This window comes from Ilumatobacter fluminis (genome assembly GCF_004364865.1).
GTDB lineage: Bacteria > Actinomycetota > Acidimicrobiia > Acidimicrobiales > Ilumatobacteraceae > Ilumatobacter > Ilumatobacter fluminis.
In genome coordinates this window covers 3,643,843-3,669,971 of sequence record NZ_SOAU01000001.1, presented here as the reverse complement: position 1 = coordinate 3,669,971, position 26,129 = coordinate 3,643,843, and the positions used below count along the sequence as shown (strand labels likewise).

General features: G+C 68.7%; 28 protein-coding genes. 14 read left to right on the top strand and 14 right to left on the bottom strand.

Translation table 11 applies throughout. From position 1 onward, the window contains the following. Positions 1-47: 47 nt before the first annotated feature. From BDK89_RS16620 to BDK89_RS16610, 3 genes are all read right to left on the bottom strand, one after another. Positions 48-1,262, bottom strand: coding sequence for an MFS transporter (locus BDK89_RS16620; RefSeq protein WP_133870016.1), 1,215 nt, complete (start codon positions 1,260-1,262; stop codon positions 48-50). Between the two features lie 116 nt (positions 1,263-1,378). After that, positions 1,379-2,023 carry a DJ-1/PfpI family protein gene (locus tag BDK89_RS16615; protein ID WP_133870015.1) on the bottom strand — a complete coding sequence of 215 codons (645 nt, stop codon included), beginning with the start codon at positions 2,021-2,023 and terminating at the stop codon, positions 1,379-1,381. Positions 2,024-2,073: 50 nt separating this feature from the next. Continuing rightward, a complete protein-coding gene (locus tag BDK89_RS16610) occupies positions 2,074-3,060 on the bottom strand; it encodes a GlxA family transcriptional regulator (RefSeq protein WP_133870014.1) in 987 nt (328 codons plus the stop codon). Between the two features lie 118 nt (positions 3,061-3,178). Between BDK89_RS16610 and BDK89_RS16605 the strand changes: the two genes are divergently transcribed. From BDK89_RS16605 to BDK89_RS16590, 4 genes are read left to right on the top strand one after another with little or no spacing between them, the layout of a single operon-like run. Then, positions 3,179-3,409 (top strand): DUF3107 domain-containing protein, encoded by a 231-nt coding sequence (locus BDK89_RS16605; protein WP_208294104.1) that lies wholly within the window; start codon positions 3,179-3,181, stop codon positions 3,407-3,409. Between the two features lie 7 nt (positions 3,410-3,416). Next, entirely contained in the window at positions 3,417-4,364 is a 948-nt protein-coding gene (locus BDK89_RS16600) for an ArsA family ATPase (RefSeq protein WP_133870012.1), read from the top strand. Further along, positions 4,364-5,509: an ArsA family ATPase gene (locus BDK89_RS16595; protein ID WP_133870011.1), complete on the top strand. Its 1,146-nt coding sequence runs from the start codon at positions 4,364-4,366 to the stop codon at positions 5,507-5,509. Before BDK89_RS16600 ends, BDK89_RS16595 begins: the two co-directional genes overlap by 1 nt. Beyond that, complete coding sequence (locus tag BDK89_RS16590) at positions 5,506-6,741, top strand: class I SAM-dependent rRNA methyltransferase (protein ID WP_133870010.1); 1,236 nt, start codon at positions 5,506-5,508, stop codon at positions 6,739-6,741. The genes BDK89_RS16595 and BDK89_RS16590 overlap by 4 nt, the downstream gene beginning before the upstream one ends. 34 nt (positions 6,742-6,775) lie before the next feature. Here BDK89_RS16590 and BDK89_RS16585 read toward each other — a convergent pair whose 3' ends face one another. Further along, positions 6,776-7,378, bottom strand: coding sequence for an HD domain-containing protein (locus BDK89_RS16585; RefSeq protein WP_133870009.1), 603 nt, complete (start codon positions 7,376-7,378; stop codon positions 6,776-6,778). A 172-nt stretch (positions 7,379-7,550) separates the two neighbouring features. On the opposite strand from BDK89_RS16585, the gene BDK89_RS16580 reads away from it, so the two are divergent. Together BDK89_RS16580 and BDK89_RS16575 are read left to right on the top strand one after the other, a co-directional pair. Beyond that, positions 7,551-9,044: a sensor histidine kinase gene (locus tag BDK89_RS16580; protein WP_133870008.1), complete on the top strand. Its 1,494-nt coding sequence runs from the start codon at positions 7,551-7,553 to the stop codon at positions 9,042-9,044. Between the two features lie 125 nt (positions 9,045-9,169). Next, positions 9,170-10,009 carry a mechanosensitive ion channel family protein gene (locus tag BDK89_RS16575; RefSeq protein WP_133870007.1) on the top strand — a complete coding sequence of 280 codons (840 nt, stop codon included), beginning with the start codon at positions 9,170-9,172 and terminating at the stop codon, positions 10,007-10,009. Positions 10,010-10,030: 21 nt separating this feature from the next. Here the strand turns inward: BDK89_RS16575 and BDK89_RS16570 are convergent, their stop codons facing one another. Next, positions 10,031-10,336, bottom strand: coding sequence for a WhiB family transcriptional regulator (locus tag BDK89_RS16570; RefSeq protein WP_279586796.1), 306 nt, complete (start codon positions 10,334-10,336; stop codon positions 10,031-10,033). Between the two features lie 191 nt (positions 10,337-10,527). Between BDK89_RS16570 and BDK89_RS22215 the strand changes: the two genes are divergently transcribed. Continuing rightward, positions 10,528-11,199 carry a glycerophosphodiester phosphodiesterase gene (locus BDK89_RS22215; RefSeq protein WP_133870005.1) on the top strand — a complete coding sequence of 224 codons (672 nt, stop codon included), beginning with the start codon at positions 10,528-10,530 and terminating at the stop codon, positions 11,197-11,199. Positions 11,200-11,212: 13 nt separating this feature from the next. Here the strand turns inward: BDK89_RS22215 and BDK89_RS16560 are convergent, their stop codons facing one another. After that, on the bottom strand, positions 11,213-12,127 hold the full coding sequence (locus BDK89_RS16560) for a diacylglycerol/lipid kinase family protein (RefSeq protein ID WP_166657639.1): 915 nt from the start codon (positions 12,125-12,127) through the stop codon (positions 11,213-11,215). Positions 12,128-12,251: 124 nt separating this feature from the next. Between BDK89_RS16560 and BDK89_RS16555 the strand changes: the two genes are divergently transcribed. The 3 genes from BDK89_RS16555 to BDK89_RS16545 all read left to right on the top strand — a co-directional run bounded on the left by BDK89_RS16555 (position 12,252) and on the right by BDK89_RS16545 (position 15,339). After that, a complete protein-coding gene (locus tag BDK89_RS16555) occupies positions 12,252-13,028 on the top strand; it encodes an electron transfer flavoprotein subunit beta/FixA family protein (protein WP_133870003.1) in 777 nt (258 codons plus the stop codon). A gap of 18 nt (positions 13,029-13,046) precedes the next feature. Further along, entirely contained in the window at positions 13,047-14,012 is a 966-nt protein-coding gene (locus BDK89_RS16550) for an electron transfer flavoprotein subunit alpha/FixB family protein (RefSeq protein ID WP_133870002.1), read from the top strand. 121 nt (positions 14,013-14,133) lie between these two features. After that, entirely contained in the window at positions 14,134-15,339 is a 1,206-nt protein-coding gene (locus BDK89_RS16545; protein WP_133871138.1) for an MFS transporter, read from the top strand. 34 nt (positions 15,340-15,373) lie between these two features. Here the strand turns inward: BDK89_RS16545 and BDK89_RS16540 are convergent, their stop codons facing one another. The 4 genes from BDK89_RS16540 to BDK89_RS16525 are packed head-to-tail and all read right to left on the bottom strand — an operon-like array spanning position 15,374 to position 18,306. Beyond that, entirely contained in the window at positions 15,374-16,369 is a 996-nt protein-coding gene (locus BDK89_RS16540) for a DUF6183 family protein (RefSeq protein WP_133870001.1), read from the bottom strand. A 16-nt stretch (positions 16,370-16,385) separates the two neighbouring features. Then, positions 16,386-17,156, bottom strand: a complete 771-nt coding sequence (locus tag BDK89_RS16535) for an SCO1664 family protein (RefSeq protein ID WP_243839198.1) — start codon at positions 17,154-17,156, stop codon at positions 16,386-16,388. Next, the gene (locus BDK89_RS16530) at positions 17,138-17,662 is read right to left on the bottom strand and encodes a DUF3090 family protein (RefSeq protein WP_133870000.1); all 525 of its coding nucleotides are present in this window, start codon (positions 17,660-17,662) and stop codon (positions 17,138-17,140) included. Before BDK89_RS16530 ends, BDK89_RS16535 begins: the two co-directional genes overlap by 19 nt. Then, complete coding sequence (locus BDK89_RS16525; RefSeq protein WP_133869999.1) at positions 17,659-18,306, bottom strand: MSMEG_4193 family putative phosphomutase; 648 nt, start codon at positions 18,304-18,306, stop codon at positions 17,659-17,661. Before BDK89_RS16525 ends, BDK89_RS16530 begins: the two co-directional genes overlap by 4 nt. Positions 18,307-18,333: 27 nt before the next feature. On the opposite strand from BDK89_RS16525, the gene BDK89_RS16520 reads away from it, so the two are divergent. From BDK89_RS16520 to BDK89_RS16510, 3 genes are all read left to right on the top strand, one after another. Next, positions 18,334-19,053, top strand: coding sequence for a uracil-DNA glycosylase (locus BDK89_RS16520; protein ID WP_133869998.1), 720 nt, complete (start codon positions 18,334-18,336; stop codon positions 19,051-19,053). Between the two features lie 88 nt (positions 19,054-19,141). Further along, positions 19,142-19,465, top strand: a complete 324-nt coding sequence (locus BDK89_RS16515; RefSeq protein WP_133869997.1) for a hypothetical protein — start codon at positions 19,142-19,144, stop codon at positions 19,463-19,465. Positions 19,466-19,543: 78 nt separating this feature from the next. After that, the gene (locus BDK89_RS16510) at positions 19,544-20,692 is read left to right on the top strand and encodes an IS30 family transposase (protein WP_133867369.1); all 1,149 of its coding nucleotides are present in this window, start codon (positions 19,544-19,546) and stop codon (positions 20,690-20,692) included. 90 nt (positions 20,693-20,782) lie between these two features. Here BDK89_RS16510 and BDK89_RS16505 read toward each other — a convergent pair whose 3' ends face one another. The 3 genes from BDK89_RS16505 to BDK89_RS16495 all read right to left on the bottom strand — a co-directional run bounded on the left by BDK89_RS16505 (position 20,783) and on the right by BDK89_RS16495 (position 23,901). Beyond that, on the bottom strand, positions 20,783-21,976 hold the full coding sequence (locus BDK89_RS16505; protein WP_133869996.1) for a Coenzyme F420 hydrogenase/dehydrogenase, beta subunit C-terminal domain: 1,194 nt from the start codon (positions 21,974-21,976) through the stop codon (positions 20,783-20,785). Between the two features lie 362 nt (positions 21,977-22,338). Further along, a complete protein-coding gene (locus BDK89_RS16500) occupies positions 22,339-23,442 on the bottom strand; it encodes a fasciclin domain-containing protein (RefSeq protein ID WP_133869995.1) in 1,104 nt (367 codons plus the stop codon). 120 nt (positions 23,443-23,562) lie between these two features. Further along, positions 23,563-23,901 (bottom strand): P-II family nitrogen regulator, encoded by a 339-nt coding sequence (locus tag BDK89_RS16495; protein ID WP_133869994.1) that lies wholly within the window; start codon positions 23,899-23,901, stop codon positions 23,563-23,565. A 252-nt stretch (positions 23,902-24,153) separates the two neighbouring features. Between BDK89_RS16495 and BDK89_RS16490 the strand changes: the two genes are divergently transcribed. Beyond that, on the top strand, positions 24,154-25,635 hold the full coding sequence (locus tag BDK89_RS16490) for a DEAD/DEAH box helicase (protein WP_243839197.1): 1,482 nt from the start codon (positions 24,154-24,156) through the stop codon (positions 25,633-25,635). 119 nt (positions 25,636-25,754) lie between these two features. Here BDK89_RS16490 and BDK89_RS16485 read toward each other — a convergent pair whose 3' ends face one another. Beyond that, positions 25,755-26,093, bottom strand: a complete 339-nt coding sequence (locus tag BDK89_RS16485; protein WP_133869993.1) for a P-II family nitrogen regulator — start codon at positions 26,091-26,093, stop codon at positions 25,755-25,757. Positions 26,094-26,129 lie beyond the last annotated feature (36 nt).

Sequence of the window (26,129 nt, the reverse complement as noted above, 5' to 3'; positions counted from 1 at the left end):
TGATGTCGGATGGGGTCAGACCCCAACCGACCAGCATGCTCGGACGCTCACCCGACGGAGGGTCGGTTGGGGTCTGACCCCATCCGACCGGGGAGCCAGGCGATCACCAGCGTGCCGGCGATGGCGAGGAGGACGAGGGCGGCGAGGAGGCCGGGTGTCGGGTCGTCACCGTCCGACATGACGGCGACGACGGCGAAGAAGGTCATGCTCACCACGCCGCTCCCGAACCCGCGAACGCTCGTGACCGTCGCCCGCACCCGAGGCGACGCTCGTTCCTGCAGCCGGGCGTCGGTCGGGATCCACGCGACTTCCTGGATCCCGTACCCGACCGCCACCAGCGCGAGCGTCCAGACCGGTTCGGTGAGCAACGCCGTCGCGGTGATGCCGGTGCCGAGGATCAGCGCCGAGCCGACCGTCACGCCGCGCACGTCCGGACGGCGTGCGGCGATCTCGCCGCCCACCAACAGGGCGACCCAGACGACGAACACGATCAAGGGTGCGGCGCCGTCGGACCCGCCACGAGTCCGTGACAACAGCGGCACGTACTCGTCGAACAGGAACAGGCCCTCGAGGAGGGCGCCGAGCACGACGAGTTTGCCGATCACCGGGACCCGCTTCGCCTCCCCGACGCCGGCGCGCAGGGTGCCGACGTACGCCCGGAAGGACGTGGGTTCGCCGGTGTCGGTGACCCAACGCACGTCTGGCATCGTCGTGACGAGCGAGATCGAACCGGCGTGTGCGGCGACGGTGAGCCAGCCGAGCGTCGCCAGCCCGACGACGATCCCGACGCGCTCGCTGAGGAGGACGGCGCCGAGCAGGGTGCCGGCGGCGACGCCCAGATTGCTGAACTGACTGATCCGCGCCATCACGGTCGGATAGCTCCGCTCGTCGTCGACCGCGGTCAGCTGGTCGTGGATCATCGCCTCCCACGTCCCGCTGGCGAGTGCGTCGTGCAGGGCCCACAGGGTCGTGCCGACGAGCAGCCCGCCGACGGTCGGCCAGATCAGCCACACCGACAGAGCGGCTGCTCGAACCGCGAAGGCGGCCGCGAGCAGGCGACGTCGGTCGACGCGATCCGCGAGGGCGCCGCTCGGGATCTCGAGGACGAGCACGATCAGGGCCCAGATCAGGAACGCCGTCGAGATCTGCCCGGTCGACACGTCGTTGTCGTTGAACCACAGCGTCCAGACGGCGTAGACGGGACCGAACTCGTCGACGAAGGCGAGCGCATACAACCGCCGCCGTAGCGCCCCCGTCGTCATCGACCCATTCTGACGGCCGATGTCGGTCGATGTCGGTTGATGTCAGACATCAACCGACCAGGTCTGGGAGGCCAACCGTTCGGGACGGTCGGTTGATGTCTGACATCAACCGACCGTTACTCGCGGGCGGCGGCCCACTCGACGACGCGGGGCATGACGTCGGGGCCGGCTTTGGCGACGGCGCCGGCGTCGAACGGCGGCTGGGGGTCGTACTCGATCATCAGCTGGCTGGCCTCGGCGGCGACGCGGTCGAACAGCAACTCCATCAACCGCAGCGCCATGTCGATGCCGGACGACACGCCCGCCGCGGTGATGATGCGACGGTCGAGATGTTCGACGACCCGATCCGACACCGGCGTCGCGCCGGTGGCCTCGAGCGCGTCGTAGGCGCCCCAGTGGGTCGTCGCGGTCAGGCCGTCGAGCAGACCGGCGGCGCCGAGCACGATCGACCCGGTGCACACCGACGTCGTGAAGCGTGTCGTCTCGTGGGCGGTGCGAACCCAGTCGAGGACTCGGTCGTCGTGCACCAGGGGACGGGTCCCGACGCCGCCGGGGAACACGATCAGATCGGGGTGCGGGATCTCCTCGAAGGTGGCGTCACGGGTGATGCCGAGGAAGCCGTTCTCCGAGCGGATCTCGCCGCGTTCGTGGCCGATGAACGTCACGTCGATGTCGGGTGTGCGCTGCAGCACCTCGTACGGCCCGATGCCGTCGAGGGCGGTGAACTTCGGGAAGAGGGGGATGACGGCCTGGAGTGCCATGGGGTGCCTTTCGGGTGGAGGTTGGGTGAGCGGTGGAGGACCGGCGCGGATCAGGTGGCGACGCGGAACCGTTGCCGGTACTGGTCGGGGCTGGCACCGAGCCGGCGGTGGAAGGTGCGCCGCATCGTCTCGGCGGTGCCGAACCCGCAGTGTCGGGCGATCGACTCGACGGTGTCGGTGCTCGTCTCGAGTGACCGTTTGGCGGCTTCGAGTCGGACGGCGGCGACGTAGCGGGCTGGGCTGACGCCGACGTCGTCGGTGAAGCGGCGGACGAAGTGTCGCTCGCTCATCCCCACACGAGCGGCGAGCAGTGCGACACGATGGTCGTCGCCCGGCGATGCATCGATCGCGTCCTGTGCGGCGCGGATCGGGCCGTGGTCGGCGCGATCGCTCCACACCGAGGTGGCGAACTGGGTCTGGCCGCCGGGGCGACGGAGGAACATCACGAGCCAGCGTGCGACGATCTGAGCGACATCGGCACCGTGGTCGTGTTCGACGATCGCGAGCGCCAGGTCGATCCCGGCGGTCACCCCGGCGGACGACCACACGCGGCCGTCGTGGATGAAGATCGGATCGGCGTCGACCTCGAGGTCGGGGAAGCGACGTCGGAGCGCCTCGGCTCGGGCCCAGTGCGTCGACACGCGCGCTCCGTCGAGCAGACCGGCCGCCGCAGCGACGAATGTGCCCGTGCACACGGTGACGACCCGGGTGGACCCATCGACCAGCGCTCGCGCGGCGGCCAGGACGTCGGGGTCGTCCGCGGCGGCGGGTGCTGCGATGCCGCCCGGGATCACGAGTGTGTCGACGGCGTCGAGCCCGGCGACCGGCTCGGTGTTGATCGACAGATGGCTCTCGGTCTCGAGCGCTCCGCCCGCTGCGCTCACCACGATCGTCTCGTACCCGCGCCGACCCGGGTGGTCGTGGCGCAGCACCGTGTTGGCACCGGCGAAGACCTCGAGCGGCCCGACCAGGTCGAGACCCTGGATGCCGTCGTAGGCGAGCAGGGCGACGCGGTGCGGCGTGGCGGTCGGGGTCATGGCTCCACCTTGACCGCACGGTCGCGTGGCGTCAATGACACAGAACCCACGATTCGTGCCATCACCTCCGCTGTGGTCGAGGTGCCGCTGTGTCCGTCCAGCCGGTACCGTTCGAGGCGTGGACGTACGGATTGGTGTGACGCAGGCCCCTCGTGAGATCACGGTCGAGGTCGCCGACGACGAACGCGACGATCTCAAGGCGAAGGTCGAAGCCGCGCTGTCGGGCGCGACCGACGTGCTGTGGGTGACCGACAAGCGCGGCCGCGACGTCGGCGTCCCCGCCGCCAAGATCGCCTACGTCGAGGTCGGCTCGGCCGACGGCGACCGCCGCATCGGCTTCGGCGGCTGATCGGGCCATGCCCGACCAGGTCGAGGACTCGCTCCTCGACCGACGCCTCGTCTTCGTCACCGGCAAGGGTGGCGTCGGCAAGACATCGACCGCCGCTGCGATCGCCGAACTGGCCGCACGCAGCGGGCGTCGCACCCTGGTGTGCGAGATGGACGCCAAAGGCGCACTCGCCGACGCGCTCGGTGCCTCACAACTGAGGTTCGACCCCGTCGAGGTCGAACCCGATCTGTTCGCCATGGCGATGAACACCGAGGACTCGCTGCGCGAGTACCTCCGCCTGTTCGTCAAGGTGCCCCTGATCGGCAAGATCGGTCCGTTGGCGCGCACGTTCGACTTCGTCGCCGACGCCGCCCCCGGGGTGAAGGAGATCCTCGCCGTCGGCAAGATCTGCCACGAGGTCAAGATCCGCAGCTACGACCTCGTCGTGGTCGACGCCGAGGCGACCGGGCACATCGTCGCCCAGATCGGCGCCCCCAAGGTGATCCGCGATCTGGTCCAGGTCGGCATGGTCCGCGACCAGACCGACTGGATGCTCGACATCCTCCACGACCCGGTCGTCACGGGCGTCGCGATCGTGACGACGCCCGAGGAGATGCCGGTCACCGAGACGCTCGAACTCGTCGGGCGACTCGAGGACGAGACCGGCGTCGCACCGACGACCGTGGTCGCGAACCGGGTGCTCGAACCGTGGTTCGGCGACGACGAGTCGTGCCGGGTCGTCGAGCAACTCGTCGACCATCGGGCCGAACTCGTCGATCAGGTCGGTCGTGGTGCCGGCGCCGTCCTCGACGCAGCCCGCGTCGCCGAGGCGCGTCGGGCGATCGGTGACGGTCATCTCGATCGGTTGCGTGACTCGATCGACGTCCCGATCGTGACCGTGCCCGAGTTGTTCACCCGGGCGACCGGCCGGCGCGTGGTCGCGCTCGTCGCCGACGCTCTCGAGGGGCGCATCTGATGGCCGCCGATCTCGTTGCCCTCCTGGCGGCGAAGGAGATGGTGCTCGTGTGCGGCTCGGGTGGTGTGGGCAAGACCACGACCGCTGCTGCGATGGGCGTTGCAGCGGCGATCAACACGAAGGGTCGGGTGCTCGTGCTCACGATCGACCCGGCACGGCGCCTCGCCGATGCGCTCGGTATCGGAGCGCTCGGCAACGAGGCGACCCGGGTGCCCGACGACGCGTTCGCCGACGCCGGCGTCGAGCCGCGCGGTGAACTCTGGGCGGCGATGCTCGACACGAAAGCCGGGTGGGACGAACTGATCCGTCGCCACGCTCCCGACGCCAAGGTCCGTGACTCGGTGCTCGCGAACCCGCTCTACCAGAACATCACGAGCCGGTTCGTGCACAGCCACGACTACCTCGCGATGGAACGGCTCCACGAACTCCACACCTCGGGCGAGTACGACCTGATCATCGTCGACACGCCGCCGTCACGGAACGCGATCGCCTTCCTCGACGCCCCGGGCCGCATGAAGGAGTTCTTCGGGTCGACACTGCTCAAGTGGCTCACCGTGCCGTACCGATCGCGGCTCTTCACCATGGCGTCGAAGCCGTTCTACCAAGTCGCCGATCGCGTGCTCGGCAGCCGCTTCCTGCAGGACATCGCCGAGTTCTTCATCCTCTTCCAGGCCATGGAGCGCGGCTTCGTGCGTCACGCCACCGAGGTCGAGAAGATCCTCAGCGATCCGCGAACCACGTTCGTCGTCGTCTCGACCCTCGAGGCGGCCCCGACGCACGAGGCCACCTATCTGGCCCGCGCACTGCGCCGCCGCGACCTGCACCTCGGCGCGATCATCGCCAACCGGGTCCTGCCGAAGTCGTTCACCACGAAGTCGGCCAAGCAGGCGGCCCGCAAGCTCGTGAAACGATCCGACGAGTGGGCCGAGGCGCTCGACATCGACGCCGACGCCGACGAGGTGTCCCGCGTGCTCGCCGAGATGGGGCGACGATTCGACGACGTCGCCGTCGTGGCGAAGCGCGAAACCGAGCGCTCGTCCGAACTCTCCTCGATGTCGTCGCTCGTCGTGTCGGTGCCCGTGCTCGACCGCGACGTCGACGACCTGACCGATCTCGTCGAACTGACCGGAAGCTTCGGAGCATGAACCTCGACCACCTGCCGACACCGTCCGACAAGCGCATGGCCGTGCGCGTCACCCGTGACGCACTGCGTCAGATCCGGGGTGGGAGCCCCTGGCTCTACGACGGCTCGATCGAGTCGATCAGCCACGACGGTGCCATCGGCGACCTGGCCGTCGTGTTCGATCACGACCGCAAGTTCGCTGCGATCGGCCTGTACGACCCGACGTCGCCGATCCGCGTGAAGATCCTGCATCAGGGGTCGCCGCGGCAGATCGACGACGATTTCTGGCGCGAGCGCATCGCCGCTGCGCTCGATCGCCGCTCGGGTCTCGCCGACGATCCCGAGACGAACGCGTACCGGATGGTGCACGGCGAGAACGACGGGCTCCCGGGTCTCGTCGTCGACCGCTACGCCGGCACCCTCGTCGTCAAGCTCTACACCCCGGCGTGGTTCCCGCACCTCCGACGGATCGTCGACGCGCTCGCGGCGACGCAGCGACACGACCGTGTCGTCCTCCGACTCGGGCGCTCGGTGGCGTCGGGGGAGACGTTCGGCCTCTCCGACGGTGACGTGATCGTCGGGCCCCCCGTCGACGGGCCGGTCACCTTCGTCGAACGCGGCCTGACGATGGAAGCCGACGTGGTACACGGTCAGAAGACCGGCCACTTCCTCGACCAGCGCGACAACCGGGCGCTCGTCCGCGGCATGGCCGCCGGACTCGACGTGCTCGACGTGTTCTCGTCGACGGGCGGCTTCGCGCTGTCGGCGGCCGCCGGCGGCGCGACGTCGGTGCACCTCGTCGACCAGTCGGCCCCGGCGCTCGAGACCGCCGAACGTAACATCGCCCACAACCGGCAGCTCGGTGAGGTGCGTCGCTGCGCCGTGCACACGACCGTCGGCGATGCATTCGACGTGTTGACGACGCTCGCCAAGCGCGACGAGCGTTTCGACCTCGTCATCGTCGATCCGCCCTCGTTCGCCTCGAACCAGGCAGCGGTCGACCGGGCACTGGCGGCGTACGCCCGGCTCACCCGGCTGGCGCTGGCGGTGACCGAACGCGGCGGCACCCTGGTGCAGGCGTCGTGCTCGAGCCGGGTCACCACCGACGACTTCGTGCAGACGGTGCTCGACGCCGCAGCGTCGGCGCATCGCGAGGTCCATCTCACGCGCCGCACCGAACACGCGGTCGACCATCCGATCGGCTTCGAGTTCGGCGCCTACCTGAAAGCGGTGTACCTCCGCGTCGACCGCTGACCGACGCCGGGTCGTCGGAGCGACCGGGGCCGGGTCAGGTGTCGGCCTGGTAGCCCGCCAGTCCGTCCGGCACGAAGAACTTCCGGATCAGCGGTTCGTAGTGATCGAGCGTGGGGCTCGTGTAGTCGGGGTCGAACGCCGTCTGGTCGTACTTGGCGCAGAACTCCTCGGTGTACTCGTAGTACGGGCTGTCGGTGTACTTGTCGCGCGTGTTGCGGTCCATGCCGATGTGGTGCCAGAAGTAGTAGCCCTGGAAGATGCCGTGGTGCTCGACCATCCAGTGGTTGGCCTCCGAGACGAACGGCTTGACGATGCCGGCGGCGACGGCGGGATGGTTGTACGGGGCGAGGGTGTCGCCGATGTCGTGCAGCAGCGCGCACAGGACGTACTCCTCGTCGCGTCCGTCCTCCTCGGCACGGGCGGCCGTCTGGAGCGAGTGCTCGAGACGCGAGACGGGGAACCCACCGTGGTCGCGTTCGAGCATCCGGAGCTGGGTGATGACGTTCTCGCCCGCCATGGCCTGCGTGACCGGGAGCTGCGACGCGATCAGCTGCCAGTCGTCGGCGGTCGATCCCTCGAAGCTGGTGAACGCGGCGCGCGGTGCGGCCGCAGCGGCCTGGTGCAAGGTGTCGCTCATGTCCCGAGCGTACGCCACCCCCGCAACCGACGTCCGACCGGAACAGAAGGGGTCAGGCACCTTCCGTTCAGCTGACCGTGGGTACCGGCAGGTCGGGGAACAGAAGGTGCCTGACCCCTTCTGTTCGGGAGATGTCGGTGGGCGGGGTGGGGATCGGTAAGACTCGGGGGTGATGGCAAAGCTCTCCGAACTGCTTCGCGAGCACACGACCCTCGACCGTGACCAGGTGGGCCACCTCAATCGCCTGGTCTCGGAGTGGGGGATGCTGGCCGACTTCTGCTTCAGCGACTTGATGCTCTACGTGCCCACCACCGACGGTCGATGGGGGGTGGTCGCACAGGTGCGCCCCGCCACCGGCCAGACGATGTATCACACCGACTTCGTCGGCGCGTGGGCGAGCGAGTCCGAGACCGCGTTGCTCGACAAGGCGTTGTCGTCCGGGCAGCCGGTCGAGGGCGAGATCACCTCCGACGAGGTGCCGCCCGACACCCACCTGCTGGCGATCCCCGTCGCCTACGAGGGCAAGCCGATCGCGGTCCTGAGCCGCGAGTGGATCGAGCAGGGCGGCCGCCGCCAAGGCGAACTCGAGCGCGCCTACTGGTCGATCTTCGAGCGGTTCGAGAAGATGGTCGTCGACGGGGTGTTCCCGTTCCCGCAGCGTGCGGGCGACTCGAGCGCCGCGCCGCGTGTCGGCGACGGCGTGATGCTGCTCGACGGCAACGCCGAGGTGCAGTACGTCTCGCCGAACGCCAACTCGGCGCTGCACCGCGTCGGCATCCAGGCGAGCGCGATCGGGATGCGGCTCTCCGAGCTCGGCTTCCACGACGGTCCGGTGCGCCAGGCGTTCGAGCGCCACGAGCCCGTCATCGAGGAGTTCGAACAGGCGCCCCAGATCACGCTGCTGTGTCGCGCCGTCCCGTTCCTCGACGGCGACGACGTGCCCGGCGCCGTCCTGCTGATCCGCGACGTCACCGAACTCCGCAAGCGCGATCGCCTGCTGCTCAGCAAGGACGCCACGATCCGCGAGATCCACCACCGGGTGAAGAACAACCTGCAGACGATCTCGTCACTGCTGCGGCTCCAGGCCCGACGGCTCACCCACCCCGAGGCGATCGCCGCCGTCGGCGAGTCGGTTCGCCGTATCCGCACGATTGCGCTCGTGCACGAGGCACTCTCACGCGAGCCGGGCGACGACGTCACGTTCATGGAGATCGTGCGACCGCTGCTCCGCCTCGCCGAAGAAGGCTTGCAGTCGCCCGACCGCCCGGTCCGGTTCACGGTCCAGGGTGACGGTGGCCGCATCCCCGCAGCGATCGCCACCCCGCTGTCGGTCGTGCTCACCGAACTCCTCCAGAACGCGGTCGACCACGGCTTCCCCGAGGGGTCGGGCGGCGGCTCCGTCGTCGTCCGCCTGTCGAACGACGGCGATGCCATGCACGTCCAGGTGATCGACGACGGACGCGGCGTCGACGGCAACTTCAAGCTCGACGATGCGACCGGCCTCGGCCTGTCGATCGTGCGCACCCTCGTCACGACCGAACTGAACGGCACGATCGACATGCGGCCCCTCGCTCCCGCCGACGCCGCGGCGGCCGGGCTCGATGTCGAGACGACCAAGCGCGGCACGGTGGTCGAACTCTCGGTCCCGGTCCACGACGAGGAGTGACGCCGCCCGGCACCGGCCGGCAGCGGACCATCCTGGAGATCACATCAGATCACGTCGACTGAAACGGTTCTGTAACATTCGTCACCTGACTGTCATGTCGCCGGATTCGGTGACACACTGCGCTGGTGCTCCACGAACTCCTCGACTTCCTCGCCGGGCATGCGGTCACCCGCCCCGGCACCGTCGTGATCATCGTCGCCTCGGCGATCATCGCGTCGCGACTCGCCCGGGTCGTGTCCCGGCGGGTCATCAAGCGGCTCGCCGTCCACAGCCGCCCCGGCCACGGCCTGTGGCGGACCCGGGCCCGACGGATCGGTGGTGAGACGACCGAAGCCGGCGAACAGCGTCGCCGGCAACGCATCGACGCCGCCTCACGGATGGTCAGCCACCTCGCCTCGGTGGCGATCTGGCTCGTCGCCACGATCGTGATGTTCAACGTGCTCGACGTCGACCCGGCGTTCTTCCTGTCGAGCGCCGGCTTCATCGGCGCCGGGCTGGCGATCGGTGGCCAGCACAAGGTGAACGACTACCTGACGGGTCTGTCGGTCCACTTCGAGGACCGGTACGGCGTCGGCGACCTCGTCGAAGCCGACATCGGCTGGAACCTGCCGATCCGCGGCGTCGTCGATCACGTCGGCCTGTTCAGCACCCGCATCCGTGCTGCCGACAGCACGATGCACCTGCCCAACAACGCCCTGGTCAACATCCGCAACCTCTCACAGGAGCCGACGTCGGTCGAGCTCAACGTGAAGGCTCCCGACGACGCCGACGCTCAGGACGTGGCAGCGATGCTGAAGCGGCTCGCCGGGACCGACGGGCTCACCGACGTCGTGTTCGTCGGTGATCTCGACGCCGACCGTGACGAGGCCGGGGAGATCCGGGTTCGGGCGGCGACGGCCGCCGGACTCGACGACCGGCGTCGAGCAGAACTGGTGCAGCGTGCCGAGAGTGCGCTGTACCCGTGAGGGCCGCGCCCGATGGGTTGCTCAGCTGGCCTGCTGGCGTGCCGCGCGAGCGGCTGCGGCGCGCTGGCGACGGATGGAGCGACGCTCCTCCTCGGTGAGGCCGCCCCAGATGCCGGAGTCCTGGTTGGTGTCGAGTGCGTAGTCGAGGCACTCCTGCTGGACCGTGCACTCCTGGCAGACCTGCTTGGCGTGGTCTTGCGAGACGAGCGCCTGGCCGGTCGTGCCGACCGGGAAGAAGAGTTCGGGGTCGGTGTCGCGGCACAGAGCGTGATCGCGCCACACGTCGTCGGCGGCGGCGAGAGCGAGGGCGGACGCGAGGTTCGACACATGAACTCCTGAGAAACGGTGGGGGGCGGGAACCTGAATCGGCGTCATGCCGAGTCGCCGCTCACAGTAGATCCCACCTGCGGCGATGGCAAGAAGATAGATAGAAGGCATACACCCATCTGTTATCCAGATGGAGTCCTGGCGCGCCATCGGCGCGCCAGCGGCCGACGGCGACGTGCCAGCATGTCGAGGTGACCCTCGTCATCGCCCACCGCGGCGCCTCGCGCGCCGAGCCCGAGAACACGATCGCTGCGTTCACCCGTGCCGTCGAGATGGGTGCCGACTGCGTCGAGCTCGACGTGCGTCGCACCGCCGACGGCCGCCTGGCCGTCCACCACGACGCCCACCTCGCCGACGGCCGGGCCATCTGCGACACGAATCGCACCGACCTGCCCGACCAGGTCCCCGATCTGGCAGCGTCGCTCGACGCCTGTGCCGGAATCGCCGTCAACATCGAGATCAAGAACGACCCACGCGACCCCGACCACGATCCGTCCGACCGGGCCGTGGAGCAGATCGCGAGCGAACTCGGACCCGGCTCGGCGCGTTGGCTGTTCTCGTCGTTCCGCTGGGACACGGTGACGCGATGCCGGGAGCTGTTCCCGACCGCCCGGACGGCGTTCCTGACGTCGACGATCGACGCCGCCACGATCGAGCGCACGGCAGCCGCCGGTCACGAGGCGATCCACCCCTGGGACCGCGTCGTCGACGAGGCGTCGGTTCGTCACGCACACTCGCTCGGGCTCGCGGTCAACGTCTGGACGTGCGACGACCCGGACCGGATGCGCGAGCTGATGGCGTGGGGCGTCGACGGCATCTGCACCAACGTGCCCGACGTCGCCCTCGACGTACGCCGACGTTGACGGGACACGTCCGCTACTCGGCGGGGAAGACGAGTTGGACCGCGTCGGGGACGTGTTCGAACTCGAGCCGGTCGACGGCACCGAGGTAGTCGCCGTCGAGCTGGTAGGGGAACGGCTCGGCACTCGACACCGTCATCCGTGACACGTCGGTCCATTCGACGAGTTGCTCGCTCGTCGTCACGCCGCCGCCCTTCAGGGCGCCGCCGAGGCCGCGCAGGATCGGCAGGACCTGCATCGTGCGGAACGTCAGCACGACGAGACCACGATCGAGTCCGGCGTCGGGGGACAGGTCGAGTGGGCGGTTGCCGAGAAAGGTGTACGGATTCGTGTTGAGCACGATCGAGAAGTAGCCGTCGTCGATCTCGCCGTGCTCCGACGACAGCCTGAAGTGCGGCTGCGTGCGGTCGTAGCCGCGCAACCACGTCGTGAGCCCGGCGGTGATGAAGAGAGGATGGCCGAGCCAGCGTTTCAGCGACGCACGCTGCTCGACCGCCCGCACGACGGCGGCGTCGAAGCCGATCCCGGTGTGGAAGCAGAAGAAGCGACCGTTCACCTTGCCGAGGCCGATCGGACGCAGATCGGCGGCGTCGATGCCGCGCGCCAGGTGGTCGGCGGCCTCGACCGGATCGTTCGGCAGGCCCAGCGTCCGGGCGAACACGTTCGTCGAACCGCCGGGCAGCACGCCGAGCGCGGTGTCGGAGCCGGCGATGCCGGTGGCGACCTCGTTGAGCGTGCCGTCACCGCCGTAGCCGATCACGACGTCGAAACCCTGCCGAGCGGCGTCGAGCGCGAATCGGGTCGCGTGGCCTCGCCGATTGGTCTCGACCACCTCGACGTCGTGGCCGCGCGCCAACCGCCGGTGCACGATCACCGTGTTCCGGGCCGTCACGGACGACGCGAACGAGTTGACGACGAGGAGGATCCGCAAGAACGCGAACCGTATCGCGTCGCTCCGGTCGTGCCGCCCGATCGCTCCGGCAGGCACGCCATCGCGCGAAACGATGCGCTCCGACTTTGGGCGCGGGAACTACCCACGGGTAGCTTGTGAATCCATGAACGTGATCGTGTGCGTGAAGCAGATCCCCGACCCGGCACTGCCGGGCGAGCTGGATCCCTCGACGAACACGCTGAAGCGAGAGGGCAAGCTCATCCTCGATGAGTCCGACAGCTATGGCGTGGAGATGGCCCTTCAGTTGGTCGACAAGGCGGGTGAGGGCGAAGTCAGCCTCATCTCCATGGCGCCCAACGGTGAGGTCTCCGGCTTGCGCACGGCGCTGGCGATGGGTGCGGCCAAGGCCGTCCTCGTCTCCGACCCCGAGCTCGCCGGTTCCGATGCGCTGACGACCGCCAAGGTGTTGGCGGCCGCAGCCCAGAAGCTCGGCGACGCCGACCTGATCATCGCGGCGACCGAGTCGTCCGATGGGTACACCGGCACCGTGCCCGAGCAGATGGCCGAGGTCCTCGGCATGCCGTCGATCACCTTCGCCAAGAGCGTTGCGGTCGAGGGCGGCACCGTGAAGGTCGCCCGCCAGACCGAAGCGGGCTACGACGAGGTCGAGTGCCCGACCCCCGCACTGGTCAGCGTGACCGCCGGCGTGGTCGAGCCCCGCTACCCGAGCTTCAAGGGCATCATGGCCGCGAAGTCGAAGCCGGTCGAGGAAGTCACCGCCGCCGATCTGGGTGTCACCCCGGTCGGTTGGGCCGGCGCCGACCAGCAGATCACCGACGTCGCACAGGCCCCGGCCCGCGAAGCCGGCGAGATCATCGAAGACGAGGGCGAAGCGCACCTCAAGATCGTCGAGTTCCTCGAGGGACTCAAGGTCATCTGAGCAAGGAGACGAACAGACATGGGAATCAACAACATCTGGGTCTTCGCTCAGGAAGCCAACGGCGCGCCCACCCCGGCGACGCTCGAACTGCTCACCAAGGCCCGTGGTCTCGGCGGCACCGTCTCGGCGTTCGTCGTCGGCGACGGCGCCCCGATCGCCTCGGCGCTCGGTGAATACGGCGCCGCCAAGGTGTACTCCACCGGTGCCCTCGACGGCGACCTGCCGGGCGCGGCTGGTGCCGCCGCCATGAAGGCCGTCATCGACGGTGGCGACAGCCCCGACCTCATCATGTTCCCCCAGAACTACGAGGGCCGTGACATCGTCAGCCGCCTGTCGGTCAAGCTCGACCGCACGGTGCTCACCAACAACACCCAGATCGAGGTCGACGGCGATTCGCTGAAGGTCACGACGCCGGTGTTCGGTGGCGAGCAGCTGGTCACCACGACCTTCACCGGCGAGGGCCCGTTCCTCGCTGCGTTCCGCCCGAAGTCGTTCGAGCCCGAGGCCGGCGGTGCCGGTGCGGGTGAGGTCGTCTCGGCACCGGTGCCCGACCTCGGTGCGACCGGCGGGGCCAAGGTCACCGCCGTCCACGTCGAGGAGACGACCGGTCCGAAGCTCGACGAGGCCGCTGTTGTGGTGGCCGGTGGTCGCGGTCTCGGCCAGTCGGAGAGCTTCGAGATGGTCGAGAGCCTCGCCAAGATCCTCAAGGGCGCTCCGGGCGCCTCGCGTGCGATCGTCGACGCCGGCTGGGTGCCCTACTCGATGCAGGTCGGCCAGACCGGCAAGGTCGTGAAGCCGAGCGTCTACATCGCCGCCGGCATCTCGGGCGCCACCCAGCACATGGTGGGCATGAAGGGCTCGAAGAACATCATCGCGATCAACAAGGACGCGGAGGCGCCGATCTTCGGTGTCGCCGACCTCGGCATCGTGGGCGACGTCCACAAGGTGATGCCCAAGCTGATCGAGGCGCTGCAGGGTCGCTGACCCGCCCGAACCAGTACACCGTCGAGACCGGCCCGGCCTCCTCCTCCGGAGGAACCGGGCCGGTTTCGTCGTTTTCGGGCCGGTAGCGTCGGCGGGCGTGTTGCGGCCGGCCCGATACGTGATGCGGGCCGCCGTGCCCGAGCGGTTGGGGAGCCGCTTCCGATGGCTGATGTCGTCGGTCTGGGTCAGCAACCTCGGCGACGGCGTCGTGCTGGCGGCCGGGCCGCTGCTCGTCGCCTCGCAGACCACCGACCCGTTCCTCGTCGCCGCGGCGACGATGTTGCAGCAGCTGCCGTGGCTCCTGTTCGGACTCGTCGGCGGGGTCACGGCCGACCGATTCGACCGGCGACGGCTGGTCGTCGCGGCGAACCTGGGCCGGGCGATCGTGTTGGCGGTGCTGGCCGCCACCATCGTGACCGACGTCGTGAACGTCACCGTGGTCCTGACGGCGATGTTCGTGCTCGGCACCGCCGAGACCTTCAGCGACACCGCCGGCGGCACCTTGCTGCCGATGCTGGTCGACCGCGACGATCTGGGCATCGCCAACGCCCGGCTCCGCTTCGGGCAGATCACCCTCAACCGGTTGGCCGGGCCGCCGCTCGGCGCGTTCTTGTTCGCCGGGGCCATGGCCGCGCCGTTCGCGATCGACGCCACCCTCCTGGCGCTGTCGGCGGCGCTCGTGTGGCGGATCGGACACACCCCGCCGATCCCGCGCGACGAACACTCGACCGCCCGTGCCGACATCGCCGCCGGGCTGCGATTCGTGTGGGCGCACTCGGCGGTTCGCGTGCTCGTCATCACGATCTTCGCGTTCAACATCACCTTCGGTGCGACATACGGGATCATGGTGCTCTACGCCGCCGAGCGGCTCGGGCTCGACGAAGTCGGCTACGGCTTCCTCGTCACCACCAGTGCCGTCGGCGCGGTCGTGGGCACCATCGTCTACGGGCGCCTCGAGGCGTGGCTCGGTCGGTCGGGGATCATGCGTGTGGGGCTGATCATCGAGACCGGCACCCACCTCGTCCTCGCGCTCACCACGGTGCCGGCCGTTGCCTTCTCGACGATGTTCGTGTTCGGCATCCACGAAGCGGCGTGGGGCACGACGGCGTCGACGATCCGGCACCGTGTCGTCCCCACCGAGTTCCAGGGACGGGTCGGCGCCGTGTACGCCGTCGCCGTGTTCGGCAGCCTCGTGGTCGGCTCGGCGCTCGGCGGCGTGCTCGCCGGTGTGTGGGGGATCACCGCACCGTTCTGGTTCGGCTTCGCCGGATCGGCGATCATCCTCGCCGTGATGTGGCGCAGCTTCGGCCACCTGCTCGACGCCTGAGGCGAAACGCCGGCCACGGGTCGGGTGGCGCAGATCAGGCGTCGTCGCGTGCGTTGAAGGCCCAGGCGACGCCTTCGGTCGTGTTCTCGACGGCGAGCTGCACCCGCCACCCGCCGTCGGGTTCGTGGGCGTCCCAGCGGTACCAGGTGAGTTCGTCGAGCAGCGTCTCGACCTCGTCGACGGTCGGGGGCCAGTCGTCGTGGAGGTCGCCGAGCGCACCGAGCAGCCACCAGGTCGAGAAGCGGCCCATCGCCGCCCCACGCCGACGGCCGTGCGCGCCGCCGGACGCGCCGGCCCACGCCAGCGTGGCGAGCGCCTCATCGGCCGGGATCTCGACGATGCGGATCGAGTGCAGCCCGAGTGCGGCGACCGCGTCGGCGGCGGCGCCTTCGACGCACACCGACTCGGCGCGACCGGTCGACGACGCGGTCCACGTCTCGACGAGCTGGCGCAGCGCGAGCTCGGTCGCCTCGTCGTCGACGACCTCGGCGGATGACGTCACCTCGGTGTCGACCGGTACGCCGCTCGACGCCGGCATCTCGTGCTCGACCCCTGCGTCGCCATAGGTGGCGACCGTGTACGCCGGCTCCCACGACTGGAGCGCTGCCGGGATGTCGAGCACCGGCGGCAGCGGCGCCAGCGACGACGGATCGATCGACTCGCCGCGGATCGCACGCTCGTGGGCGACGAAGAGCGAGATCGGCACGGCGTCGAGGTGCGGTCGCAGATCGGCCCAGGTGTGGTGTTGAGCGGCGACCTCCGACAGCGGTCCGATCGTGAACCGTCCCGCCTCACCGTCGAGCACCGTTGCCGCCCACTCGGGCGGGGCGAGCAACGCCAGTCGGTACTCGGCCAGTGTGGCCGCCGGCCACAGCTGCCGACCGGTCTCGCGGGTCGCCGCCGCGCATCGATCCCGGAGGCGGAGCACGCCTGCCCAGTCGCGGTCGGAGCAGCGGTCGTCGATCATGCGGACGAGGCCGTCCAGGTCGACCGAGTGAATCAGTGCGTCGAGGCGTTCGTCGTCGGCCATCCGCCGTCTCGCTCCCTCAGACCAGCGGCCACGGGTAGTGGTGGTAGTCGCCGTCCTCGGCGGGGAGTGCCCGCTCGGTGACGAGCTTGGTGGCACGATGCTGCATCGCGACGACCTCGTCGTCGTCGAGGAGCTCGGCGATCTCGGCGGGGACGTCGTCGAGGAGTGTCGCTGCACGTGCCAACACGTCGTCGTCGATCGTGTCGCCGGCGAACTCCCAGATCACGGTGCGGACCTTGTACGGCGCCGCGAAGCACAACCCGTTGTCGATCGCCCAGACCCGGTCGAGCGAGGGGTCGTCGTCGGCGCCCGGTTGCAGCAGGCAGTGGCCCGACTTGCGATCGGTGTTGTTGGCGATGATGTCGAGCACCGCCATCTCGCGCAGACGATCGTGGAGGTGGCCACGGGTCTCGTAGATGGTGAAGTAGTGCTCGCTGTGGTCGGCCGGCACGAACCACTGGAGCGAACCCTCACCGAGCGGGCCGTCACGGATCACCGTCGGCGGCACCAGCCCGAGTCCGAGATGCTCCGACAACAGAAACATCGCACGCTCGCGTTTGTGGAGGCCCGGTTCGAAGTCCCACAGCGGGCGCTCGCCGCGCACCGGCTTGTAGATCGCCTGCTGCTCGATCGCGCCGTCGGGTCCGTCGCACCGCAGCGTCGTCAGGAACGTGGCGTTCGAGCTCCATGGCATGCGACCCTCGATCTCGACCTCGGCCTCGGTCAGGAACGCGAGCGGGTCGGCGAGTTCGTCGGGCGCCATGGGCGTCAGTTCATCCGCGGGCACGGATGACCGTCGGGGTCGATCGGCTGCCCGCACCACTGACAGTCGGGCCGGCCGGCCGCCACGATCTGTTCGGCGCGCTCGCAGAACGAGGCTGCCTGGCCGCGGGTCACGTACAGCCGGATGTGGCCGTCGGTGTCGGTGTCGTCGTCGTCGATCGTGCCCTCGGTGAGGTCGTCGTCGTCCTCGACCCGGAACTCCTCGAGTTGCACGACCAGCCGATCGGACGAGCGGTCGTATCCGAGGCCGATCGGTCCGAGCACGAACGCCTCGTGCACGGGTTCGACGAGCTCGAGTGCGCCGGCCACGGGGCGGTCGTCGGGCGGCGGCAGATCGTTGAGCACGGTGCGCAGGTACTGGGCGATCGCACTCACCTGCTGTTTCTCGCACTTCACGGCAACGCGCTGCTTGCCGTGTCGGGCCTGCAGGTAGAACACCCGCGATCCGGGTTGGCCGATCGTGCCGGTCGTGAAGGCGTCGACGTCCTCGAACTCGTAGAAGACGCTCATGACGGCGCCAGGTCTTTCAGCGAGCCGCCCGTCGAGTTCACCGCCAGGACGATCGGGCCACCCGACGTGTACGACACGGCGCTGATCGAGCAGGTCGAGATCACGATCCGCTGGAACAGGTCGATGTGGGTGCCGAGCGCGTGGGCCATCGCCGCCTTGATCGGGTCGGCGTGGCTGACGCACACGATCGTGCCGCCGGGATGCTCGGCCGCGAGCTGTTCGATCGCGGTGACGATGCGCACCTGCATCTCGGTGAAGCTCTCGCCGCCCGGGAACCGGAACTGCGACGGCGCCTGCTGCACGGTCTTCCACTCGGGGAGCTTGAACAGATCCTTCAGCTGGGCGCCGGTCCACTCGCCGAAGTCGCACTCGAGCAGGCCCTTGCGGACCTTCGGGGTGAGGCCGAGCGCCTTGCCGATCGGCTTCGCCGTCTCACGGGTGCGTTCGAGCGGCGAGCAGTACACCGCGTCGACCTTGTTCAGCTCGGCGAGGCGTTCGGCGGCACGTTCGGCCTGGCGGACACCGGCGTCGGCCAAGTGCAGCCCGGGGGCGCGCCCCGGGAGCGACTGGCCGGTGGTCGGCGTCTGGCCGTGCCGGACGAGCAGGACCGTGGTGGGTTTGGCCGGGGGAGTCTTTCGCGCCATCTCCCGTTCAACCTACTGTCGTTCGACGTGACACGCGCTGCCGACCCCGACCGTTCCGACACCTCGGCCTCGGCACGCGCGCCGCGCGACACGCTGCGTCGACTCGAACGCGACGTCGTGGGCTGTCGAGCCTGTCCGCGACTCGTCGCGTGGCGGGAGCAGGTCGCCGAGGAGAAGCGGGCGGCGTACCGCGACGAGGACTACTGGGGGAAGCCGATTCCGGGATTCGGCGACGGGAAGGCCCGCATCGTCGTGCTCGGGTTGGCACCGGCCGCCCACGGCGCCAACCGGACCGGGCGGGTGTTCACCGGCGACCGTTCGGGCGACTGGCTGTTCCGAGCGATGCACCGGGCCGGCCTCGCCAACCAGCCGACGTCGGTGTCGGCCGACGACGGGCTGGCGCTCACCGACGCCTGGGTGACCGCCGCGGTGAAGTGCGCGCCGCCGGCCAACAAGCCGTCGACCGACGAACGCGACACGTGCGCCCCGTTCCTGGAGCGTGAGATGGCGTTGCTGCGCCGAGCACGGGTCGTCGTGTGCCTCGGCGGCTTCGGCTACGACGCCGCCGTGCGGCACTTCGGGGTGCGTCCGAAGCCGAAGTTCGGGCACGGCGTCGAGGTGGCGCTCGACGGTGGGCCGACGTTGCTGTGCTCGTTCCACCCCAGCCAGCAGAACACCTTCACCGGCCGCCTGACCGAACCGATGCTCGACGACATCTTCCACCGAGCCGTCGAACTCGCAGGCTGACCGGAAACGCCGACGAATGGGGTCGGATACGTTTCGTCGGTCCCGACGAAACGTATCCGACCCCATTCGTCGATAGCCTTGCTCCACTGTGAATCGCCGTCGTTCGATGCTCGCCGTTGCCGTTGTCTCGCTCGGGTTCCTGACCGCCTGCGGGACGGCCCCGCCGCCGAGTGACGAGCTCGCGCACGAGATGATCGACGCCGCGAACGGCCCCGACGGTGAGCCGTTGAGCGAGGCCGAGCGCGACTGCATGCACGAGCAGGTCGACGACTTCGAGTTGACCGACGACGAGCAGGCCGGCTTCGGCGATCTCGACGATGTCTTCAACAAGGCGGCCGACGGCCAAGAGGCGGCGATGGAGATCGTCGCCCGCTTCCAGGCCGACCTCACCAGCTGCCGCGGCCTCGGCTGACGCAACTCGCAGACCGACAGAAGGGGTCAGGCTGGGTTCCGAGGGTCGTTGCAACACCTTGATCTTTTGGAGGTGTTCATGCCGAGACAGCGTGTTGCTGATGAGGTTCGTTGTTGGGTGTGGTTGTTGGTGGCCGATGGTCACACACAAGCTGGGGTGGCTCGACGGTTCGGGTTGTCTTCGACAACGGTGCGTCGGATTGCTCATGATCCCGAGGTGGAGAAACAGGTTCGTGACACATCAGTGAGCCGGTTGACGTTGACCGACCGGGAAGAGATCTCTCGTGGGATCGTGGAAGGGGTTTCCAACGCTGAGATCGCGCGTCGGATTGATCGGCATCGTTCAACGGTGGGCCGTGAGATCAACAACAACGGTGGCCGCGACGAGTATCGGGCGGTTGCTGCGCATCTGGCCGCTCAGCAGCGTGCGAAGCGACCGAAGTTGTTCAAGTTCGAGCAGTTCCCGTTGCTGGCGATGGTGGTTGCGTGCTGGCTTGATCTCGAGCAGTGGTCGCCGGAACAGATCAGTGCCAGGCTGGTGCTCGAGTTTCCCGACGACGAGACGATGCGAGTGTCCCCCGAAACGATCTATCGAGCGTTGTATGTGCATGGTCGGGGCGGGCTCCGTAAAGAACTCGCTGCGTGTCTACGTACTCAACGTCAGCATCGCCGGGCCCGCCCGGTCACGGCTCGGAACCGGGACCAGTCCTCGATCCCGGACCTGGTGTCGATCGCGGAACGTCCCGACGACATCGAGGACCGTCTGGTGCCTGGCCATTGGGAAGGCGATCTGATCATGGGTCGCAACAACGGCTCCCAGGTCGGCACGCTCGTGGAGCGCACCACCGGACTCGTGATGCTGTCCAAACTTGGCACCAAACAAGCCGATCACGTCGCGGACGCGATCGCAGCACGTGTCCGAACCCTGCCGGCCGTGCTGCAGGGAACACTCACCTGGGATCGCGGCACCGAAATGGCTGCTCACCGCCGGTTCACGATGGCCACCGACATGAAGGTGTACTTCTGCGACCCGCACGCTCCCTGGCAACGAGGCAGCAACGAAAACATCAACGGGCTGCTACGCCAATACCTACCCAGAGACAGTGACCTGTCCCAGTTCAGCCAAGAACAACTCGACGCGATCGCTCACAAACTCAACAACCGGCCACGCAAACGCCACAGCTTCCTGACACCATTAGAAGTCTTCGACCAACTCGTGTTGCACTGACCACTGGAATCCAGCCAGGCACCTTCTGTTCGTCCGTTCTGCGCCGGCCCGTAATGGCCGGCTGCACAGAAGGTGCCTGACCCCTTCTGTTCAGGGTTTGGGCGCGGCGGCGGCCTTCTTCTTCTTGGGCGGGGGGACACCGATGGCGGGGGCCGGGTCGGCATCGTTCGGCCAGCGTCGGCGGCTGACGATCGACAGCAGGCGCAGCAAGCGCATCGCCGTCTCGTCTTCCTGAGCCGGCTTCGCCTCGATCGAGCCGTCGGCGATCATCCGGTCGATCACTTCCTCGCCGAGTTCGGTGCGGACGATCGTGAGCGTCCAGTCGTTGTCCTCGCCGATGCCACCGGTGGAGATGTCGGCGTGCTCGGCAGCAAAGTCGGGGCAGTGCATGCAGCCCTTGCGCGTCCAGGCGTGGCACTCCTTCAGGTCGATCTCGTGGTACGAGCCGTCGTCCATCCAGATCTGGAACACGCCCTTGATGTTCATCTTCTTCATGTTCTGCTTCTTGAGGCCGTACTTGGCCTCGAACAGTTCGGTGAAGATGGCATCGTCGAACGTCTTCGAGCAGAGCAGCCCGATGTTGAACAGGAACGGCTTCGAGACCTTGCCGGCCTTGCGGTCCCACATCGTGGGCGGCGACGACGTCTGGCAACCCATACCGACCAATGCCAGGCGCTCGAACCCGCGCTCGCGGGCTTCGGGGAGCGCCAACGGGTTCGCGCAATAGGTGTAGCGGCTCCCCGCCGTGGCCAGGATCTCCTCGCGGTTCGTGACCACCTGCGGCTTGGCCTTCCAGCGGTCGTCGTCCTCGACGCCCGACACCAGCGCGGCCTCGATGTAGTCGTGCTCCTTGAGCCAGATCAGCATCGACGACACGAAGCCGCCGTCCTGGCCGATGTCGTGGACGGTCGTGTCGGAGGCCCGGGTGAGCAGCAGCTTGCGCCACATGCCCGCCATCTCGTCGGGTTCGCGGACCTTGCCGAACAGGTGCATGTCGGCGGCCGGCTCCCACGCACGGAAGCGGGGGCAGGCACGGGTGCAGGTGGTGCAACCGCCCTCTTCGCCGAAGCCGTGGATGCAGTTGTCGGCGCCGAGCGATTCCTCGAGGTGGAACGGCAGATACTTGCCCTCCTCGTGCTCGTACCCGATCACGTCGTGCGGGCAGGTCACGACACAGGCCGAACACCCGGTGCACAAGCCGGTGTCGACCACCTCGGCCTTGAGTTCTCTCCACTGGGCGGTCCAGCGCTCGCTCTTGGCGGGGGCAGCGGCGGTGTCGGTCATGTCCTCAACTTAGGCGACGGGGGTTCGGGCGGGGCAGACGAGAACGCTGCCGGGAGGCGAGCACGTTCGGCAGACGAGAACGGGCGTCCGGTCGCGGGACGGCCGGGCGACCGAGGCGATGGGTGCTCCGGGAGCGAGCTCGGCCGTGCAACCGAGGCGACGGACCCCGGACGCGAGAACGGCCCGGCGCTCCTGGTCGGAGCACCGGGCCGGACCCGATGAGGTGACTGGCGACTTCGTCGCCGCCGGGCCGCACGGCGGGAACGGCGACCCGGCGACGACTGACCGACCTCGAGAGGACGGTCCTCGTGGGGCGGAACCGAGAACCCAGCGAACGGTTCCGCCCCACGTCTCCAGCCGGCTCAGCCGGCCGGGGGAACCAGCACGGTGTCGATGACGTGGATGACGCCGTTGCTGGCGTCGACGTCGACGGTGACGACCGTGGCGTCGTTGACCATGACGGTGTCGCCGTCGACGGTGATGTCGATGGTGGCGCCGTTCAGGGTCTCGACCGATTCGCCGTCGAGCTCGACGACGTCGGCGGCGAGGACCTCACCGGCCACGACGTGGTAGGTGAGGATGGAGGTCAGGGTCTCGGTGTCGGCGAGGAGTTCCTCGGCGGTGAGGCCGAGCGCCTCGAGGGCGGCCTCGAAGGCCTCGTCGGTCGGGGCGAAGACGGTCAGCTCGTCCTCGCCGGACAGGGCCTCGACCAGGCCGGCGGCCTCGACGGCGGCGACCAGGGTGTTGAAGTCATCGGCGGCGACGGCGACGTCGACGATCGTGTCACCCTCCATCGACTCCTCGGCCATCTCGTCCTCGGCCATTTCGTCCTCGGTCATCTCGTCCTCGGCCATCTCGTCCTCGGACATGCCTTCTTCGCTCATCTCGTCATCGGCCATGTCGTCGCCGGCCGGCGGGAGGAGAACGGCATCGATGACGTGGATGACGCCGTTGCTGGCGTCGACATCGGCGGTGACGACCGTGGCCTCGTTGACCATGACGGTCTCGCCGTCGACGCTGATCTCGACCGAGGCGCCGTTCAGGGTCTCGACCGACTGCCCGTCGAGACCGACGACGTCGGCGGCCATGACCTCACCGGCCACGACGTGGTACGTGAGGATCTCGGTCAGGGTGTCGGTATCGGCGAGGAGCTCGTCGGCGGTGAGGCCGAGTGCGTCGAGGGCAGCGGCGAAGGCCTCGTCGGTCGGGGCGAAGACGGTGAGTTCGTCCTCGCCGGACAGGGCCTCGACCAGGCCGGCGGCCTGCACGGCGGCGACCAGGGTGTTGAAGTCGTCGGCGGCGACGGCGACGTCGACGATGGTGCCGGGCTCGTCGGCCATGTCGCCCGACTCGTCGGCGACCTCGGTGGTGTCGGCGGCGTCGTCGTTGCCGTCGTCGCCGCAGGCGGCCAGGGTGAAGGCCAGGGCGCCGACGACGGCGATCGAGGTGAGTGAACGGTTACGCATGAGATCCTCCGGGATGGGGGTAGGGAGTTATGCCCTCCCCTACGGAGCACCACAAGCGTGCGGATGCAAACAAATTTCGAGCAGCCGACGAACGGGGGCCGACCCCGGTCGTCGACGGTGCTAGACGGCGTCGCCGCCTTCTTCACCGGTGCGGATGCGGACGATCCGGCCGACGTCGGTCACCCAGACCTTGCCGTCGCCGATCTTGCCGGTGGCCGCCGACGACACGATCGTCTCGACGACCTGGTCGGCGTCGGCGTCGTCGACCACGACCTCGACGCGCACCTTCGGGACGAAGTCGATCTTGTACTCGGCGCCGCGGTAGGTCTCGGTGTGGCCGCCCTGGCGGCCGAAGCCACGCACCTCGGTGACGGTGATGCCGGCGATCCCGGCCTGCTTGAGCGCGTCCTTCACGTCGTCGAGCTTGAAGGGCTTGATGACGGCGGTGATGAGCTTCATGGCGTCTCCTCGGTGTGACCTCGTTGTCCCCATCATCATGCCCGGATCGGCGCGACGATGCGAACACCGGACGTCACGGAGCGATGGGACGTCGGTCCTGGTCAGCGCCCCGAGAGGGAACCGGGGCGGTCCGCGCTAGCGTGGCAGCGCTTCGAGCGGCCCGTTCCGCTCGTCGGGTTCGCAGACGATGTGGTTGCTCGTCGAGGTGAGCCACCAACCTCCAGACCACATCGACGCCGGCAACGTGCCGGCGTGGAAAGCGACATCATGACCCCCTCCTTCGCCGATCTCGGCGTGCCTTCCTTCATCTCCGACGCGCTCGCGGCGCGCGGGATCACCCATCCGTTCGAGATCCAGGCGGCCACCGTCGCCGACGGGCTCGCCGGTCGAGACGTGTGCGGCCGTGCGCCCACCGGCTCGGGCAAGACCATCGCCTTCGGCGTGCCGCTCGTCGCCACGACCGAGCGGGCCGCGCCGGGCCGACCCCACGCCCTCGTGCTCGCCCCGACGCGGGAGCTGGCCGACCAGATCACCGCCGAACTGCGTTCGTTCTCCGGCCGCTTGCGCGTCGATGCGGTCTACGGCGGCGTCGGCTACGGCAAGCAGGTCTCGGCGCTGCGGCGTGGCGTCGACATCCTCGTCGCCTGCCCCGGCCGCCTCGAAGACCTGATCCAGCGTGGCGACGTCTCGCTCGACGCCGTCGACAACGTCGTGCTCGACGAGGCCGACCGGATGGCCGACATGGGCTTCCTGCCCGTCGTCCGTCGACTGCTCGACCAGACCGCCGACGATCGCCGCACCATGCTGTTCTCGGCGACCCTCGACGGCGACGTCGCCAAGCTGACCCGCGACTACCAGCGCGACCCGGTCCGTCACGAAGTCGGCGACGAGACGCCCGACGTCACCTCGGCCGAACACCGTTTCGTGATGGTGGACCGTCTCGAGCGGAACGCGATCGTGGCCGAGACCGTGAACGAGGCATGGCCCTCGATCGTGTTCACCCGTACCCGGCACGGCGCCGACCGGCTCGCCCGCCAGATGACCAAGCTGGGCTTCGCCGCCAGCCCGATCCACGGTGGGTTGAGCCAGAACGCCCGCAACCGGGCGCTCGACGCCTTCACCGACGGCAAGGTGCACGCCCTGATCGCCACCGACGTCGCCGCTCGTGGCATCCACGTCGACGGCGTCGCCTCGGTCGTGCACTACGACCCGCCCGAGGACCACAAGACCTACATCCACCGTTCGGGTCGGACGGCGCGGGCCGGTGCCGGTGGGCTCGTCGTGTCGCTCGTGCAGCCCGACCAGCGCTCCGACTACCGCAAGATCCAGCGCAAGGTCGGTCTCGACGAGGCGCTCGACGACCGACGCTCGGCCGACGAGCCCGAGGTCGTGCAAGCCTCGGTGCCGACGCTCGCCGGCGTCGACAAGCCGAAGCCGCAGCCCCGTTCGAAGAACGGCAAGGGCGGCAAGAACGGCAATCGCAACCGGAACCGCAAGAACCAGAACGGCCAGAACCGCAACGGTGAGAGCCGCAATGACCGGAACCGGAATGGCGAGAGCCGGCAGCGTCGTGACGACCGCCAGGGCGAGTCGTCGGAGCGCTCGGGTGATCGTCGTCCGTCGAATCAGGGCGGCCGCAACGAGCGCCCCCACGGCGGCAAGGGTGGCGGCCAGAACCGCAACCGGAACCGCAATCGGAACAACCGCAACGCCAACTCGTCGCGCAGCCGCTGACCCGGCGCTGACGAAACGGGCCTGAAAAAGGGGACATCCCGGGCCACATCGCTGTGACCCGGGAGTGCCCCTACCCCGCAACAGCGAGGTGACGCTGCGAGCGTCGGACGGCGAAGCGGCTAGACCGCGTCGCCACCTTCCTCGCCGGTGCGGATGCGTACGAGACGGCTGACGTCGGTCACCCAGACCTTGCCGTCACCGATCTTGCCGGTGGCGGCTGCCTGGATGATGGTGTCGACGGTGGCGTCGGCCGCCGCGTCGTCGACGACGACCTCGATCGACATCTTCGGGACGAAGTCGATCTTGTACTCGGCGCCGCGATACGTCTCGGTGTGGCCGCCCTGACGGCCGAAGCCGCGGACCTCGGTGACGGTCATGCCGGCCACGCCGGCCGCCTTGAGGGCGTCTTTCACGTCGTCGAGTTTGAACGGCTTGATCACTGCAGTGATGAGTTTCATCGTGTTGCTCTCTTTCGATTCGTTGTCAGTGGTTGC

What these genes read in the sequence shown, in the direction of transcription:
- BDK89_RS16530 (WP_133870000.1), bottom strand. Translation starts at nt 17,662, where the DNA reads ATGAGCGTCTTCTACGAGTTCGAGGACGTCGACGCCTTCACGACCGGC.
- BDK89_RS16545 (WP_133871138.1), top strand. Translation starts at nt 14,134, where the DNA reads ATGCGGGCCGCCGTGCCCGAGCGGTTGGGGAGCCGCTTCCGATGGCTG.
- BDK89_RS16510 (WP_133867369.1), top strand. Translation starts at nt 19,544, where the DNA reads ATGCCGAGACAGCGTGTTGCTGATGAGGTTCGTTGTTGGGTGTGGTTG.
- BDK89_RS16495 (WP_133869994.1), bottom strand. Translation starts at nt 23,901, where the DNA reads ATGAAGCTCATCACCGCCGTCATCAAGCCCTTCAAGCTCGACGACGTG.
- BDK89_RS16610 (WP_133870014.1), bottom strand. Translation starts at nt 3,060, where the DNA reads ATGACCCCGACCGCCACGCCGCACCGCGTCGCCCTGCTCGCCTACGAC.
- BDK89_RS16620 (WP_133870016.1), bottom strand. Translation starts at nt 1,262, where the DNA reads ATGACGACGGGGGCGCTACGGCGGCGGTTGTATGCGCTCGCCTTCGTC.
- BDK89_RS16550 (WP_133870002.1), top strand. Translation starts at nt 13,047, where the DNA reads ATGGGAATCAACAACATCTGGGTCTTCGCTCAGGAAGCCAACGGCGCG.
- BDK89_RS16500 (WP_133869995.1), bottom strand. Translation starts at nt 23,442, where the DNA reads ATGCGTAACCGTTCACTCACCTCGATCGCCGTCGTCGGCGCCCTGGCC.
- BDK89_RS16485 (WP_133869993.1), bottom strand. Translation starts at nt 26,093, where the DNA reads ATGAAACTCATCACTGCAGTGATCAAGCCGTTCAAACTCGACGACGTG.
- BDK89_RS16540 (WP_133870001.1), bottom strand. Translation starts at nt 16,369, where the DNA reads ATGGCCGACGACGAACGCCTCGACGCACTGATTCACTCGGTCGACCTG.
- BDK89_RS16595 (WP_133870011.1), top strand. Translation starts at nt 4,364, where the DNA reads ATGGCCGCCGATCTCGTTGCCCTCCTGGCGGCGAAGGAGATGGTGCTC.
- BDK89_RS16505 (WP_133869996.1), bottom strand. Translation starts at nt 21,976, where the DNA reads ATGACCGACACCGCCGCTGCCCCCGCCAAGAGCGAGCGCTGGACCGCC.
- BDK89_RS16585 (WP_133870009.1), bottom strand. Translation starts at nt 7,378, where the DNA reads ATGAGCGACACCTTGCACCAGGCCGCTGCGGCCGCACCGCGCGCCGCG.
- BDK89_RS16600 (WP_133870012.1), top strand. Translation starts at nt 3,417, where the DNA reads ATGCCCGACCAGGTCGAGGACTCGCTCCTCGACCGACGCCTCGTCTTC.
- BDK89_RS16580 (WP_133870008.1), top strand. Translation starts at nt 7,551, where the DNA reads ATGGCAAAGCTCTCCGAACTGCTTCGCGAGCACACGACCCTCGACCGT.
- BDK89_RS16615 (WP_133870015.1), bottom strand. Translation starts at nt 2,023, where the DNA reads ATGGCACTCCAGGCCGTCATCCCCCTCTTCCCGAAGTTCACCGCCCTC.
- BDK89_RS16590 (WP_133870010.1), top strand. Translation starts at nt 5,506, where the DNA reads ATGAACCTCGACCACCTGCCGACACCGTCCGACAAGCGCATGGCCGTG.
- BDK89_RS16525 (WP_133869999.1), bottom strand. Translation starts at nt 18,306, where the DNA reads ATGGCGCGAAAGACTCCCCCGGCCAAACCCACCACGGTCCTGCTCGTC.
- BDK89_RS16555 (WP_133870003.1), top strand. Translation starts at nt 12,252, where the DNA reads ATGAACGTGATCGTGTGCGTGAAGCAGATCCCCGACCCGGCACTGCCG.